This is a genomic window from Bradyrhizobium sp. cf659, assembly GCF_900113725.1.
Taxonomy (GTDB): domain Bacteria; phylum Pseudomonadota; class Alphaproteobacteria; order Rhizobiales; family Xanthobacteraceae; genus Bradyrhizobium.
In genome coordinates, this window is record NZ_FOQJ01000001.1 from 1,349,941 (window position 1) to 1,365,436 (window position 15,496).

At 64.3% G+C, this 15,496-nt stretch carries 14 protein-coding genes; 6 read left to right on the forward strand and 8 right to left on the reverse strand.

Annotated features, from left to right (window positions below; genetic code table 11):
- Positions 1–46: 46 nt before the first annotated feature.
- From BM118_RS06675 to BM118_RS06685, 3 genes are all read right to left on the reverse strand, one after another.
- On the reverse strand, positions 47–928 hold the full coding sequence (locus BM118_RS06675) for a CDP-alcohol phosphatidyltransferase family protein (protein ID WP_092183325.1): 882 nt from the start codon (positions 926–928) through the stop codon (positions 47–49).
- Positions 929–1,015: 87 nt separating this feature from the next.
- Entirely contained in the window at positions 1,016–1,720 is a 705-nt protein-coding gene (locus tag BM118_RS06680) for a phosphatidylserine decarboxylase (RefSeq protein ID WP_283806357.1), read from the reverse strand.
- 77 nt (positions 1,721–1,797) lie between these two features.
- A complete protein-coding gene (locus BM118_RS06685; protein WP_092183329.1) occupies positions 1,798–3,753 on the reverse strand; it encodes an ABCB family ABC transporter ATP-binding protein/permease in 1,956 nt (651 codons plus the stop codon).
- A 200-nt stretch (positions 3,754–3,953) separates the two neighbouring features.
- On the opposite strand from BM118_RS06685, the gene BM118_RS06690 reads away from it, so the two are divergent.
- On the forward strand, positions 3,954–4,559 hold the full coding sequence (locus BM118_RS06690; protein ID WP_177234062.1) for an LOG family protein: 606 nt from the start codon (positions 3,954–3,956) through the stop codon (positions 4,557–4,559).
- Positions 4,560–4,563: 4 nt separating this feature from the next.
- Here BM118_RS06690 and BM118_RS06695 read toward each other — a convergent pair whose 3' ends face one another.
- The 4 genes from BM118_RS06695 to cysS all read right to left on the reverse strand — a co-directional run bounded on the left by BM118_RS06695 (position 4,564) and on the right by cysS (position 8,663).
- Complete coding sequence (locus BM118_RS06695; RefSeq protein ID WP_060911549.1) at positions 4,564–4,941, reverse strand: VOC family protein; 378 nt, start codon at positions 4,939–4,941, stop codon at positions 4,564–4,566.
- Positions 4,942–5,078: 137 nt separating this feature from the next.
- Entirely contained in the window at positions 5,079–6,677 is a 1,599-nt protein-coding gene (gene cimA, locus BM118_RS06700) for a citramalate synthase (RefSeq protein WP_092183333.1), read from the reverse strand.
- Positions 6,674–7,165 (reverse strand): GNAT family N-acetyltransferase, encoded by a 492-nt coding sequence (locus tag BM118_RS06705; RefSeq protein WP_177234063.1) that lies wholly within the window; start codon positions 7,163–7,165, stop codon positions 6,674–6,676. The genes cimA and BM118_RS06705 overlap by 4 nt, the downstream gene beginning before the upstream one ends.
- A 115-nt stretch (positions 7,166–7,280) precedes the next feature.
- Positions 7,281–8,663 (reverse strand): cysteine--tRNA ligase, encoded by a 1,383-nt coding sequence (cysS, locus tag BM118_RS06710; protein WP_092183338.1) that lies wholly within the window; start codon positions 8,661–8,663, stop codon positions 7,281–7,283.
- Positions 8,664–8,949: 286 nt separating this feature from the next.
- On the opposite strand from cysS, the gene BM118_RS06715 reads away from it, so the two are divergent.
- Both BM118_RS06715 and BM118_RS06720 read left to right on the forward strand, forming a co-directional pair.
- Positions 8,950–9,255: a hypothetical protein gene (locus BM118_RS06715; RefSeq protein ID WP_092183340.1), complete on the forward strand. Its 306-nt coding sequence runs from the start codon at positions 8,950–8,952 to the stop codon at positions 9,253–9,255.
- A gap of 130 nt (positions 9,256–9,385) precedes the next feature.
- Positions 9,386–10,579, forward strand: a complete 1,194-nt coding sequence (locus BM118_RS06720) for a DUF2865 domain-containing protein (protein ID WP_092183342.1) — start codon at positions 9,386–9,388, stop codon at positions 10,577–10,579.
- Positions 10,580–10,632: 53 nt separating this feature from the next.
- Here BM118_RS06720 and BM118_RS06725 read toward each other — a convergent pair whose 3' ends face one another.
- Positions 10,633–11,541 (reverse strand): DUF2189 domain-containing protein, encoded by a 909-nt coding sequence (locus tag BM118_RS06725; RefSeq protein WP_177234141.1) that lies wholly within the window; start codon positions 11,539–11,541, stop codon positions 10,633–10,635.
- 560 nt (positions 11,542–12,101) lie between these two features.
- Between BM118_RS06725 and BM118_RS06735 the strand changes: the two genes are divergently transcribed.
- From BM118_RS06735 to BM118_RS06745, 3 genes are all read left to right on the forward strand, one after another.
- Positions 12,102–12,935, forward strand: coding sequence for a cytochrome c oxidase subunit II (locus tag BM118_RS06735; protein ID WP_092183348.1), 834 nt, complete (start codon positions 12,102–12,104; stop codon positions 12,933–12,935).
- A 78-nt stretch (positions 12,936–13,013) separates the two neighbouring features.
- Complete coding sequence (locus BM118_RS06740; RefSeq protein WP_092184312.1) at positions 13,014–14,792, forward strand: cbb3-type cytochrome c oxidase subunit I; 1,779 nt, start codon at positions 13,014–13,016, stop codon at positions 14,790–14,792.
- Positions 14,789–15,493 carry a cytochrome c oxidase subunit 3 gene (locus BM118_RS06745; protein ID WP_092183350.1) on the forward strand — a complete coding sequence of 235 codons (705 nt, stop codon included), beginning with the start codon at positions 14,789–14,791 and terminating at the stop codon, positions 15,491–15,493. Before BM118_RS06740 ends, BM118_RS06745 begins: the two co-directional genes overlap by 4 nt.
- Positions 15,494–15,496 lie beyond the last annotated feature (3 nt).

The following is a 15,496-nucleotide window of genomic DNA, read 5'->3' on the forward strand; positions in this document are numbered from 1 at the left end:
CAACGACCTAAAGCGCGATGAGGTTTCAGCCAAATCTCATCGCGCTTTAGTGCAGCCGTCCGGGCCGGTCGTCGTCGTGCGGCGGCTCGGACAGGTTCGCCAGCGTCGGCGCCGAAGGCGGCGAGGAGATCTCGCCTCCCGACGGTGCGGTCGCTTCCATCGCGCGCGCCTGGTCGCGATAGGATTTGTAACCCAGCGGCAGGCAGAGCAGATACAGCACCGTGCCGATCGACAGCACGTGCCAGGGATAGGCGATCAGGATAGCAATGAAGACGATCACCGCGACGAAGGCCGGCAGCACCAGTTCCGGCGGCACGCGCATGCGCTTGGTCTTGCCGGAGAACACCGGCAGGCGCGACACCATCAGGAAGGCGATCAGGAGCGTGTAGGCCGCCGTTACCGCCGCGGGCGCGCGGCCGAGATCGAGGAACGCCACATAGATCGGCAGCAGAACCGTGATCGCGCCGGCGGGCGCCGGCACGCCGGTGAAGAAATTGGCGGCGAAGGCCGGCTTATTCGGATCGTCCATGGTGGCGTTGAAGCGCGCAAGACGCAGGCCGCCGGAGATCGCGAACACCATCGCGGCGATCCAGCCGGCATTGCCGAGCTCATGCAACTGCCAGAAATACAGCATCAGTCCGGGCGCGACGCCGAAATTGACGAAGTCGGCGAGGCTGTCGAGCTCGGCCCCGAACTTGGACTGGCCCTTGATCATGCGCGCGATGCGGCCGTCGATACCGTCCAGCGCGGCTGCGAATACGATGGCGTAGACGGCGAGCGACATCCGCCCCTCGATCGACAGCCGGATCGACGTCAGGCCCGCGCAGATCGCCAGCAGCGTGATGACGTTGGGCACCAGCATCCGCACCGGGATCGGGCGGAACCGCCGGCGGCGCGTATCGGGGTCTTTGAAGTCATAGGGCGTCATGGCTCGTCCTCACCTTGAGGCGAGATATAGCAAGCCGCGTCCCCCTCCGCCATTGCGGCGGAAGGCCCGCATGGACCGACTTATTGGTTAATTGGCGCGGTAGGCGCGGCTCGGGTCCTCGCCGGCAAGATCGGCCAGAATCGTCTCGCCGGCGATCGCGGTCTGCCCTTCCGACACCAACGCCTTGGTGCCGACAGGCAGATAGACGTCGAGGCGCGAGCCGAAGCGGATCAGGCCGAACCGCTCGCCGGCGCCGATCGCCTGGCCCTCCCTGACGAAGCAGACGATGCGCTTGGCGATCAGGCCTGCGATCTGGACCACGCCGATGCGCGCCGTGGGCGTCGTGATCACCAGCGAGTTGCGCTCGTTGTCCTCGCTCGCCTTGTCGAGCTCGGCATTGATGAAGAGGCCGGGCCGGTAGGCGATGCGGTCCACCCTGCCCGCGATCGGGCTGCGGTTCACGTGGCAGTTGAACACGCTCATGAACACCGAGATGCGCGGCAGCGGCCGGTCGCCGAGCCCGAGCTCGGCCGGCGGCAGCGCCATGGTGATCATCGAGACGCGGCCGTCGGCCGGCGACACCACCAGCCCCTCGCGCACCGGCGTCACCCGCACGGGGTCGCGGAAGAACAGCGCGCACCACACGGTGAGGATGGTGCCGATCCACCCCAACGGCGACCACAGCCAGAACAGGATCACGCTTGCCGCCGCAAAGCCGCCGATGAAGGGATAGCCCTCCTTGTGGATCGGCGGGATCTGACGCTGGATCGAATCGAGAATGGACATCGCTATCTGCCGCTCAGGGTTGATGGCGCAGGTCGTCCCGCGCGGTGGAGTTGTTTAGGCCAGAGTTGGGACCGGAGACAAGGTCACTCCGCAGCCGCAGGCGTCGTCAGGGCGTCCTCGACCGGCGGCGGCTCCCGGTTGGGCGCCTCGCTGGTATCGGCCATCTTGGCCAGCTTCTCGCGCGCGGCCTCCGCCTCGCGCTGCCTGTTCCACATGCTGGCATAGAGGCCGCCCTGCGCGAGCAGCTTTGCGTGGGTGCCACGCTCGGCGATCCGGCCCTGCTCCAGCACGATGATCTCGTCGGCCCCGACGATGGTCGAGAGCCGGTGCGCGATCACCAGCGAGGTGCGGTTCTTCGCCACGCGGTCGAGCGCGCCCTGGATCTCGTGCTCGGTGTGGGTGTCGAGCGCGGAGGTCGCCTCGTCCAGCACCAGGATCGGCGGCGCCTTCAAGACAGTGCGCGCGATCGCGACGCGCTGCTTCTCGCCGCCCGACAGTTTCAGGCCGCGCTCGCCGACCTGGGTCTCATAGCCCTTCGGCGCCATGCGGATGAAATTGTCGATCTGCGCCAGCTGCGCCGCCTGCTCGACCTCGGCGTCGCTGGCGTCCCAGCGGCCGTAGCGGATGTTGTAGCGGATGGTGTCGTTGAACAGCACGGTGTCCTGCGGCACCATGCCGATGGAAGCGCGCAAGCTCGCCTGCGTGACCTCGCGGATATCCTGGCCGTCGATCAGGATCCTGCCGCCGGAGATGTCGTAGAGGCGGAACAGGAGCCGCGAGATAGTCGACTTGCCGGCGCCGGACGGACCGACGATCGCGACCGTCTTGCCGGCCGGCACCTCGAAGCTGATGCCCTTCAGGATCGGACGCGCCGGCTCATAGGCGAAGCGCACGTCCTCGAAACGCAGATTGCCGGCCGAGACCACCAGCGGCTGCGCATCGGGCGCGTCCTTGATCTCGGCCTCGCGTCCCAGCACGCCAAACATCTTCTCGATGTCGATGATCGCCTGCTTGATCTCGCGATAGACCATGCCCATGAAGTTCAGGGGCTGGTAGAGCTGGATCATCATGGCGTTGACCAGCACGAAATCGCCGACCGTGTTGGTGCCGTCGCGCACGCCGATCGCGCACATCAGCATGGTCGCGGTCAGCCCCAGCGTGAAGATCACGGCCTGGCCGGTGTTGAGCACCGCGAGCGACGTATAGGCCTGGACGCTCGACTCCTCGTAGCGCGCGACCGAGCGGTCGTAGCGCTGCGCCTCGCGCGCCTCGGCGCCGAAATATTTCACGGTCTCGTAGTTGAGCAGCGAGTCGATCGCCTTGGTGTTCGCCTCGGTGTCGGAATCGTTCATCTTGCGGCGGATGCCGATCCGCCACTCGGTCGCGATGTAGGTGTAGTACATGTAGACCGCGACCGTGATCAGCGTCGCCACCACGTAGCGCCAGTCGAACTGCCAGAGCAGCACGGCCAGGAGCAGCGAAACCTCGACGATGGTCGGGATCAGCTGGAGGATCACCATGCGCACGATGACCTCGATGCCCTCGCGGCCGCGCTCGAGCACGCGCGTCAGGCCGCCGGTCTTGCGCTCGAGGTGGAAGCGCAGCGACAGCTCGTGCATGTGAATGAAGGTGATGGTGGCGAGCTTGCGCACCGCATGCATGGCGACGCGCGCAAAGAGGCCGTCGCGCCATTGCGTCAGCACCGCCATCAGGATGCGCGTCGCGCCGTAACTGGCCGTCAGCAGCAATGGCGAGGCGATCACCCAGAGGTGCCAATTGTCGGGCAGCACCGGCGCGGTGTTGGCGCCGGTCAGCGCGTCGGTCGCCCATTTGAAGCTGAACGGCACCGTCAGCGTGATCAGCTTGGCGGCGAGCAGCAGCACCATCGACCAGACCACGCGCATCTTCAGGTCGAAGCGGTCGCCCGGCCAGATATAGGGCCACAGATGCGCCAGCGTGCCCATCAGGGTGGCCCGCTCGAGCGGCCCGCCGGCGGGATCTGGCACGTCGGCGCCGGGCGGCGAATGAGGTTGGTCCATCAAGAAGCCTGAAAGCCCGCCGGATGCGGGCGCGCTGCGATTAACGATTTTCGCTCGTCATATAGAAGCTTCCGGGGGCGAGCGCACCCCGCCAGATGGCGAATCTTTGATTGTTTGTCGCCATTTACCGGTAGATTTCCGGGAGGTCCGAATCACCGATTGGGCTTGACGCCTCTTCGCTGCAATGCATCATGGCACCAATGAGCACGATCAAAACCGTCTGTGTCTATTGCGGCTCCGGCCCCGGAACCAATCCCCGCTTCACCGAAGGCGCCAAGGCGTTCGGCAAGGCGCTCGCCGAGAACAACATTCGCTTGGTCTATGGCGGCGGCTCGCTCGGCCTGATGGGCTCGGTCGCAACCTCAGTCCTCGATAACGGCGGCACCGTCACCGGCATCATTCCCGAATTCCTGCGGATGCGCGAGAATGCGCTGACGCGCGTGCAGGAGATGATCGTCACCCCCGACATGCACGAGCGCAAGCGGCTGATGTTCGAACGCTCCGACGCCTTCGTGGCGCTGCCGGGCGGCGTCGGCACGCTGGAGGAGCTGGTCGAGCAGTTGACCTGGAAGCAGCTCGGCCGTCACGCCAAGCCGGTGCTGCTCGCCAATATCGACAATTTCTGGGAGCCGCTGTTCTCGCTGCTGTCGCACATGCGCCAGACCGAGTTCATCCGTGCCGGCCTCTCGGTCGACATCCTCAAGGCCGATCGGGTCGAGGAGATCCTGCCGAAGCTGAAGGCCGCCGTGGCAAAGCTCGCCGAGGCGGAAAAAGAGCTCGCTCCGGAAGTCGCGCGCAAGCTCTGACGCCCTACTCCGCAGGAAACGTCACCGCCTCGATCCGGTTGCCGTCGGGATCGACGACGAAGGCCGCGTAGTAGCGCACGCGATCGTGCGGGCGGATGCCCGGCGCGCCGTCGGATGCGCCGCCGGCGGACAGCGCTGCGGCGTGAAACGCATCGACCTCGGCCGTCGTCTTCGCCCGCAGGCAGATGTGCACGCCGCTCTCCGGGGCTACGGGCGGCATGCCCTCGCGCAAATTGATCCAGAATTCAGGATAGGCCTTGCCGAAGCCGACCGTGCGCGGCCGCGTGACGAGACGCGTGAGGCCGAGGGCGGCGAGCGTCGCCTCGTAGAATGTGGCGGAGCGATCGAGATCGCTGACGCCGACGGAGATGTGGTCGATCATGTGCTGCCCTCCTCACCCCAACTGTCATCGCCCGGCTTGACCGGGCGATCCAGTATTCCGAGACGCCCGAGAACTGCCGAGAAGCTGCGGCGTACTGGATACCCCGCCTTCGCGGGGTATGACAGCCGTAGCGGGTCTTACGCCGGCGCGCCCGATTTCACGAGCTTGTAGATCACCGAATCCATCAGCGCCTGGAACGAGGCGTCGATGATGTTCGGGGACACGCCGACCGTGGTCCAGCTGTCGCCGTTCTCGTCCTCGCTCTCGATCAGCACGCGCGTGACCGCGCCGGTGCCGCCATTGAGGATGCGCACGCGGTAGTCGATCAGCTTCAGGCCCTCGATGTATTTCTGGTACTTGCCGAGGTCTTTTCGCAAGGCGACGTCGAGTGCGTTGACGGGGCCGTTGCCCTCGGCCGCCGAGATCAGATGCTCGCCGGCGACGTCGACCTTGACGACCGCGAGCGCCACCGTGACGCGCTCGCCGAGCGCGTTGTAGCGCTGCTCGACATTGACGTCGAACTGCTCGACCTCGAAATACTGCGGCACCTTGCCGAGCGTGCGGCGCGCCAGCAGATCGAACGAGGCGTTGGCGGATTCGTAGGCGTAGCCGGCCGCCTCGCGCTCCTTCAGCTCCTCGACGAGACGCGTCAGCTTCGGATCGCTCTTTTCATAGGCGATGCCGGCGCGGTCGAGCTCGGCGATGACGTTGGAGCGGCCGGCCTGGTCCGAGACCAGCACCTTGCGGTGATTGCCGACCAGTTCCGGTAAGACGTGCTCGTAGGTCTGCGGATCCTTCAGCACGGCGGAGGCGTGAATGCCGGTCTTGGTGACGAAGGCGCTCTCGCCGACATAGGCCGCATGCCGGTTCGGCACGCGGTTGAGCATATCGTCAAGCGTGCGCGACACCTTGACGAGAGTCGCCAGCTTCTCGGCCGTGACTCCGATCTCGAAGGCGTCGGCAAACTCCTTCTTCAGTTTCAACGTCGGGATCAGCGAGCAGAGATTGGCGTTGCCGCAGCGCTCGCCGAGGCCGTTCAGCGTGCCCTGGATCTGCCGCGCGCCGGCGCGCACCGCGGCGAGCGAATTGGCCACCGCCTGCTCGGTGTCGTTATGGGCGTGAATGCCGACGTGATCGCCGGGGATGTGCTTGGTCACCTCGGTGACGATGGCCTCGATCTCGTTCGGCATGGTGCCTCCATTGGTATCGCACAGCACCACCCAGCGCGCGCCGGCCTCATAGGCGGCTTTCGCGCAGGCGAGCGCGAAGCTGGCGTCCTCCTTGTAGCCGTCGAAGAAATGCTCGCAGTCGAGCATCACCTCGCGGCCGGCGGCCTTCGCCGCCGCGACGCTGTCGCGGATCGAAGCGAGGTTTTCTTCCTTGGTTGTCTCCAGCGCGACGCGCACCTGATAGGCCGAGGACTTTGCCACGAAGCAGATCGCATCGGCCCTGGCTTCCAGCAGACCGGCGACGCCGGGATCGTTGGAGACCGAGCGCCCGGCCCGGCGCGTCATGCCGAAGGCGGTGAACCGCGCGTGATTGAACTTCGGCTTGCTGCCGAAGAACTCGGTATCGGTTGGATTGGCGCCGGGATAGCCACCCTCGACATAGTCGATGCCGAGCTCGTCCAGCATCGCCGCGATGATCTGCTTGTCGGTCAGCGTGAAATCGACGCCATTGGTCTGCGCGCCGTCGCGCAGCGTGGTGTCGAACAGATAGAGGCGCTCCTTGCTCATTGCGATGCTCCGAGCGTCTTCTTCATGGTGGTGTTGGCGAGCCACTCGTCGTTGACGGTGATGCTGTTGCGCTGCATGGCGACATAGCCGCGCTTGGCGAAGAAGCCCTGCGCGGTGTCGCTGGCATCGACCGACAGGCTTTTCGCGCCGCGGCCGCCGGCAAGCTTCTCTAGCGCATCGACCAGCATGGTGGCGATGCCCTGCCCGCTGACTGCCGGATGCACATAGAGCATGCGGATATGGTCGGCCCCTTGCAGCGAGGCGAAGCCCACGGGCGAGCCCTCCAGCGTCGCGATCAGCGTCAGGTCGGCGGCAAGCCGCTTGCCGAACTCTTCGGTTTCGGCAGCCTCCGTCCAGGCCTGCTGCTGCGCCTCGTTATAGTCGTCGCCGGTCAGCTCCTCGATGCTCGCGGCGAAGATCGCGGCGAGCACCGGCACGTCATCAGGCAGGAAGGGCCGCAAGCCCGGCTTTGGCAAAGTCTGTCCCATCGTCTTCACCACATCCCATAGAGCTTGAGCGCCAGCGCCACCGCGGCGGCGAGGAGCAGGACCTTCAGCGCGATGTAATAGAGCCAGTGCCGCGGAAAAGGCGTGTCGGGCCGCTTCATCGCGAAAACTCCCAGGTCGTCCCTTCCTTGGAGTCCTTGATCGCAACGCCCATCGCGGCGAGCTGATCGCGGATGCGGTCGGACTCTTTGAAGTCTTTCCGTCCACGGGCTGCGGTCCGTTCCGAGATCAGGCGCTCGACCTCCCCGGCATCGACCCCGCTCGCCTGCTGCTTGCGATCTTCCCACTGCGCGGCGCTTTCGGAGAGGAAGCCGAGCAGCCGCAGCGATCCCGCCAATGCGCTCACGTCGCTGTTGCGCAGGCCATGCAGCGCCGCGATCGCCAGGGAGGTGTTGAGGTCGTCGAGCAGCGGTTCGACCACGGACGCGGCGGGCCGGCCGGGATCGACGTCGGCCGCGACGCGATACCAGTCGTCGAGCGTCTTCGCGCTCTCCTCCAGCGATTTCATGGTCCAGTCGATCGGCGAACGGTAATGCGTCTTCAGCATGTTCAGGCGCAACACCTCGCCCGGCCAATCCGCCAGCAGCTCGTGGATAGTGATGAAGTTGCCGAGGCTCTTCGACATCTTCTCGCTTTCGACCTGGAGGAAGCCGTTGTGCATCCAGTAGTTCGCCATGCGCGGCCGGTGGAAGGCGCAGCAGGTCTGGGCGACCTCGTTCTCGTGATGCGGAAACACGAGATCGATGCCGCCACCGTGGATGTCAAAGTGCTCGCCGAGGTGCTTCCAGGCCATCGCCGAGCACTCGATGTGCCAGCCTGGGCGTCCCTGCGCAGCGATGCCGGCCGGCGACGGCCACGACGGCTCGCCGGGCTTGGACGGCTTCCACAGCACGAAGTCGGTGTTGTCCCGCTTGTAGGGCGCGACATCGACGCGTGCCCCCGCGATCATCTCGTCCAGCGAACGATTGGACAGCGCGCCATAGTGCGGCAGGGTGGAATTGGCCGCGTTCATCGCCTGCGGCGAGAACAGCACGTGGTCCTCGGCGACATAGGCAAAGCCGCCGGCGACGAGCCGTTCGATGATCTCACGCATCTCGCCGATATGCTCGGTCGCGCGCGGCTCGACACTCGGCCTGAGCGCGCCGAGCGCATCGACGTCGGCGTGAAACTGCTTGCCCGTCTGCTCGGTGACCTTGCGGATCGCCTCGTTCAGCGGCAGGCCCGGAAAATCGCGCGCGGCGCGGTCGTTGATCTTGTCGTCGACGTCGGTGATGTTGCGGACGTATTTGACGTGCGCCTCGCCATAGAGATGGCGCAGCAGCCGAAACAGCACGTCGAACACGATCACCGGCCGGGCATTGCCGATATGGGCGAAGTCATAGACCGTCGGTCCGCAGACATACATGCGGACGTTGCTCGCATCGAGCGGCACGAACGGCCGCTTTTCCTTCGTCAGCGTATCGTAGAGGCGCAATTCCATATGGATACCCGTCGGCTGTTGGCCGGGCGTCCAGTGCTCTCAATGGTTTTGAGAAAAGACGGCTCCAGCCAGCGAATCGCTAGCTCGTAATCTCGCAAATCGTGCAAATGGCGAGGAGACCGTTCATGCGGGAACATATGGGCTATGAGGCGGCCCCACGTCAAGAGAGCCGCGAAAATGCCGTTCTATCTCCGCAAAGCACGGCCGCCCCGCCATGATGGTTCATCATCATTAACCTTTTGAGTTTATTCGAGATGCTGGCGGTTCCCCCGGCCCCGGTATTTTCATGCGATCCATACTCGCGCTCATTTCCTGTGCCTCCATCGTCGCAGCGTCCGGCGCAGTCGCCGAGACCCGCGTCTTCATCATCGCCAACCAGGCGGACGGCTACGGCATCGACCAGTGCCTGGCCAAGGGTGACAAGTGCGGCGCGCAGGTCGCGCGCACCTATTGCCAGTCACGGGATTTTGCCCAGGCCTCGGCCTATCGCCGGGTCGATCCCGACGAAATTACCGGCTCTGTCCCCAAAACCGGCGCAAACTGCTCCCATGGCCATTGCGACGAATATGTCGCAATCACCTGCCAGCGCTGAATTCGCTCGGAACTGGCGGACCTTAGGCCCAATCTTCGGCCCCTGAAACGACGTGACGATGCCGCAGGAAGCGGCTATGGGAGGGCGCGCTTCGGCCCCTCATGTCACATTGGGCCGTGACCTCGCTAGAATGGCGGATATGCCTGAATTTTTGACTCTCTCCCGTGCCCGCTCGATCCTTGCCTGCACCGTGCTCCTGAGCACCGTCATGCTTGCCAACGGCGCCTTCGCGCAGGCCGGCCCGCCCGGACCGCCGCCTCAGCCCGGCCAGAACGGGCTCGGCCCCAATCCGATGTGCGTGCGATTGGAAGGCCAGCTCGCCGCGCTCGATCGTGGCGGCGGCGGTGACCCCGCGCGCGAAGACCAGATCCGCCGCTATCAGGATTCCCAGGCCAGGCAGCAGGCCGAGCTCGACCGCGTCACCATGCAGGCCAAGCGCATGGGCTGCGATTCCTCCGGCTTCTTCTCGCTGTTCAACGGCCAGTCGGCGCAGTGCGGCCCGGACAACACCCAGATCCAGCAGATGCGCGCCAATCTGGACCAGATCACCGGCAATCTCGAACGCCTGCGTGGTGGCGGCGGCTTCAGCCCGGAGCGCGACAGCCAGCGCCGCTCGGTGCTGGTGGCCCTCGCCCAGAACAATTGCGGCCCGCAATATGCCAACGCCGTGCAGTCGCAGGGCGGCGGCAACTTCCTGAGCAACCTGTTCGGCGGCAACAACGCCAACAATCCCCAAGCCGTGCCGCCCTCCGATCTCGGCCCGCAATCCGGCACCTACCGCACCGTATGCGTGCGCACCTGCGACGGCGCCTATTTCCCGGTCTCGTTTGCCACCGTGCCGGCGCGCTTCCCGGACGACGAGAAGACCTGCAAGGCGCTGTGCCCGGCCGCGGAAGCCGTGCTCTATACTCATCGCAATCCCGGCGAAGACATGAACTCCGCGGTCTCCATCAGCGGCCAGCCCTACACGGCGCTGCCGACCGCATTCAAATTCCGCAGCGAGTTCAACCCGTCCTGCTCATGCAAGGCGGCGGGACAGACCTGGGCTGACGCGTTGAAGTCGGCCGACGACAAGGCCGCGGCCGAGCAGCAAGGCGACATCATCGTCACCGAGGAGAGCGCCAAGAAGATGCAGCAGCAGCGGCTCAACAAGGGCACGCCTGCCGCCAATGGCAAGAAGGGTGCGCCTCAGGCGCCGACGACAGCCACCGCGCCGGCCACGACACCGCCGGCGGATACCGGCACGGCTCCGACGACGAGTTCGGAGAACAAGCCGATCCGCTCGGTCGGCCCGACCTTCCTGCCGCAGCAGCAGCAGAAGTAGGCCCTAACCGTCGTGCCTCGCGCAGGCGGTCGCCGGGCACAGCCGTTTCACTGTTACTGCTCTCCCTCGCGGCTCCACGGGAAGAGATTGGCCGGAAAGTCCGCTGCGTAGCGCTTTCCCTTCGGGGGCGGCGACGGCTCGTCCGGTGGATTCGGATTCGGCTCGACCACCCGCCGATAGAGGTGCCAGGTCGCATGACCGAGCACCGGGAGGACGACAGCGAGACCGACGAAGAACGGCAGCGAGCCGATCACGAGCAGCGCCGCGACGATCAGCCCCCACCCCGCCATCGCGACCGGGTTGGCGGCCACCGCCTGCAGCGATGTACGGATCGCATCGATGGCCGTCGCATGCCGATCGAGCATCAACGGAAACGATACGACGCTGACGCATAGGGCCGCGACCGCAAACAGGAAGCCGACACCGCAACCGACGATGATGAGCGACCATCCTTCCGGCGTGGTCAGCACACGGGTTGCGAAGTCGGGAATGGTTGCAGCCGCCGCGTGACCGAAGATGGCGACATAGATCGCGTTCGCGACGCCGATCCAGACCCCGAACAGGACAAGCAGGAGCACGCCGAGCTCGAGCATGGCGCCGAAGGACGGTGCGCGCAGCACCTTGATCGCATCCCATGCATCGACCTCCTCGCCGCGCTCACGGCGACGGCTGAGTTCATAGAGGCCGATCGCGGCAAAGGGACCGATCAAGGCAAACCCGGCGGCCAGCGGAAACAGCAGCGGCAGGACCGAATAGCCGAGGACCATCCTGAACAGGACGAGACCGAGAACAGGATAGATCACACAGACGACGATCGCGTGACTCGGCATCGCCTGGAAATCTTCCCAGCCCAGGCGCAGCACCTCTCTCAAGTCGGACAAGCCGATCTTGCGAATGGGATAAGAGACCGCCTCACCGAACAGGTGGCGCTTTACGATCTTGTCGGAATAAAGAGTGGCCATGGACACACCCTCCTCTGAAGTCGCGGCTGAGAACCACGCGCTTTCCGGCCACGCGTGTCCGCCCTTATGTGCGGGAGACGCGATCGAGCCGAGTACGGCAGTTCCAGGCTCAACGAGGAAGGAGCTTAGCCGGACGAAACCCGTCGCGACCTGCACCTCAATCTTAGCGCGCGCGATGTGGAATGACCAGCGCTCCCGGCTGGGTGAAATATGCGTCGCACTATTTTGTGCGATGCACATCGAGAATGCGACTGACGATGGCCAGCCTGCACGACAACATGGATCGCCCACGCCACCTAAGCGCGTTGACGTGCTATTGACGCCGGGTTCGCGGGGGATCATTTTAGAAGCGTAGACGCCCCCAGCTCCGGTGAGATCGGCGGTCGCGAATTTTCTCTTGATATCGCGACCGGTTGAAGGGGCGAGGCAAGAGGCGCGGCGATGGCGCATATGTCAGCATAGAAGCATATGCCAGCCTAGAAAAAGTCAGCCATCGCGACAGACGCGAGCTCCGCCCCTGGATTCGTATCCGCAGCCTTCGGTGGCAAGGATGGATCAGGATGGCTGTCGCATTGATACTGCTTCTGGTCGCGATCGGCTCGGTGCTTTTTCACCTCTACAGCCCGTGGTGGTGGACGCCGATCGCCACCAACTGGGTCTATATCGACCACACCATCAACATCACGTTCTGGATCACGGGCTTTGTTTTCGTCGCGGTCATCGCCTTCATGGCTTATTGCGTCTTCCGCTTTCACCACAAAGAGGGAAGACGGGCTGACTACAATCCGGAAAACAAAAGGCTCGAATGGTGGCTGAGCGTCGGAACCGGCGTCGGCGTCGCGGCCATGCTGGCGCCTGGCCTCGTGGTCTGGCATCAGTTCGTGACGGTGCCTGCGGACGCCACCGAGCTCGAGGTCATGGGCCAGCAATGGCAATGGAGCTTCCGCCTTCCGGGCAAGGATGGGCAGTTGGGCACATCCGATGTCCGCAACATCGCTTCCGACAATCCGATGGGGCTCAATCGCGACGACTCACACGCGCAGGACGACGTCGTGATCGAGAACGGCGACCTGCACCTTCAAGTGGGAAAGCCGGTCAAGGTTCTCCTCCGCTCGGTTGATGTCCTGCACGATTTCTACGTGCCCGAATTCCGGGCCAAGATGGACATGGTCCCAGGCATGGTCACCTATTTCTGGATCAAGCCGATCCGAACCGGAACGTTCGATGTTCTATGTGCGGAGCTTTGTGGCGCTGCTCATTATCAGATGCGGGCCAAGGTCATCATCGACGAAGAGCGTGAATATCACGCTTGGCTGGAGCAACAAAAGACGTTTGCCGAATTGTCGCCGGCAAAGGCCCTCGTGAAGGCGACGTACCAATCCGGTGGCAAGTAGCAAGCTGCCGCCGCGAAGATGGATCGGGTGCATGAGGCCAACGCCTCGCCCCCGATGGAAACGACCGAGGAGGTTTCTATGGTCGATATTCCATATGAAGGGATCACAGGCATCCCGCCTGCCGAAGTACCTGAGGTCGAGCTCTATCATCCAAGGAGCTGGTGGACACGGTATGTCTTCTCGCAGGACGCCAAGGTGATCGCCATTCAGTATTCGCTGACGGCCTCGGCCATCGGGCTGGTGGCTCTGGTGCTGTCGTGGCTGATGCGGCTGCAACTGGGGTTCCCCGGCACCTTCTCTTTCATCGATGCCAACCAGTACCTCCAGTTCATCACCATGCACGGCATGATCATGGTGATCTATCTGCTCACCGCGTTGTTCCTGGGCGGCTTCGGCAACTACCTGATCCCGCTGATGGTCGGCGCCCGGGACATGGTCTTCCCTTATGTGAACATGCTGAGCTACTGGGTCTACCTGCTCGCAGTCCTGGTGCTGGCCTCGACATTCTTCGTGCCCGGCGGCCCCACCGGCGCCGGCTGGACGCTATACCCGCCGCAAGCCATCCTCTCCGGAACGCCCGGGCAGGATTGGGGCATCATTCTCATGATGTCGTCCCTGATCCTGTTCATCATCGGCTTCACCATGGGCGGGCTGAACTACGTGGTCACGGTGCTCCAGGCGCGCACCCGCGGCATGACGTTGATGCGCCTGCCCCTGACGGTGTGGGGCATTTTCACGGCGACCGTCATGGCGTTGCTGGCATTCCCTGCACTCTTCGTTGCCTCGGTCATGCTGCTGCTCGACCGTCTGCTGGGAACCAGCTTCTTCATGCCCTCCCTCGTCGAGATGGGACAGCTGTCGAAATATGGCGGCGGCAGCCCGCTGCTCTTCCAGCACCTGTTCTGGTTCTTCGGCCACCCGGAGGTCTACATCGTCGCCCTGCCCGCCTTCGGCATCGTCTCCGACCTGATCAGCACGCATGCGCGCAAGAACATCTTCGGTTACCGCATGATGGTCTGGGCCATCGTGGGGATTGGTGCGCTCAGCTTCGTCGTATGGGCGCACCACATGTATGTGAGCGGCATGTTCCCGCAATTCGGGTACTTCTTCGCCACCACGACACTCATCATTGCAATCCCCACAGCGATCAAGGTCTATAACTGGGTGCTGACCCTGTGGCGCGGCGACATTCATCTCAGGGTGCCGATGCTGTTCGCCCTCGGCTTCATCATCACCTTCGTGAATGGCGGCCTCACCGGCCTCTTCCTCGGCAACGTCGTCGTGGACGTGCCCCTCTCGGATACCATGTTCGTGGTCGCGCATTTCCACATGGTGATGGGCGTGGCGCCGATCATGGTCGTGCTGGGCGCGATCTATCATTGGTACCCCAAGGTCACGGGACGGATGCTGAACGACGTCCTCGGCAAGTTTCACTTCTGGGTCACCTTCCTCGGCGCCTACCTGATCTTCTTCCCCATGCACTATCTTGGACTGCTCGGGGTTCCGCGCCGGTATTTCGAACTCGGCGACGCGGCGTTCATTCCGCCCTCGGCCCATTCACTGAACGCCTTCATCTCCGTGGTGGCCCTGACCGTCGGGTTCAGCCAGATGGTGTTCCTGTTCAATCTTGTCTGGAGCCTGTTCAAGGGTGAGGCCTCGGGCGGCAATCCGTGGCGGGCGACGACGCTGGAGTGGCAGACGCCGGAGACGCCCCCAGGGCACGGCAACTGGGGCAAGGAGCTCCCGATCGTGTACCGCTGGGCCTATGACTACAGTGTGCCTGGCGCCGCGGAGGACTTCATCCCGCAGAACCAGCCGCCACGCGCGACGCAGCTCGTTCAGGGAGCTGCTTCGTGAGCGCCATCATCCTGTTCCTGGCTGTGCTTGCGATGATCGCCGGATGGTGGCTGTCGCAGCAGCGGCTGACGGCCAAGCCCTGGCTGGAGGAGGGCACGGTCGGTGACTTCCCCGGCGGCGATAGCATGACCTGGCCGGCAGCGAAGGTCGGACTTGGCGTGTTTCTCGCCGTCGCGAGCGCATTATTCGTCCTGTTCATCAGCGCCTATTCGATGCGCATGAGCGTGGTGGACTGGCGGCCGCTGCCGGTACCGCGGCTGCTGTGGGTCAACACGGGCGTCCTGGTCCTGAGCAGTGTCGCGCTGCAATGGTCGTACGTGGCTGCCGGGCGACACGATACCGAGAGCGTCATGATCGGTCTGCTCGTTGGCGGAGCATCTGCCGTGATCTTCCTCGCCGGACAGCTGCTGGCCTGGCAGCGGCTCGGGGCCGCCGGATATTTCGTGGCGTCCAATCCGGCGAATTCCTTCTTCTACCTGTTGACCGCGGTGCACGGGCTGCATCTGACGGGCGGTCTGGTGGCCTTGGGCCGAACCTCAGCCAAGATGTGGCGTGGCGCCGAGATCGCCGAGATGCGATTGAGCGTGGAACTGTGCGCCATCTACTGGCATTTCCTGCTGCTGGTCTGGCTTGTCCTGCTCGGTCTTCTCACGGGCTGGACCGATGATTTCGTCAACATCTGCCGCCAATTGCTGAGCTAGGGA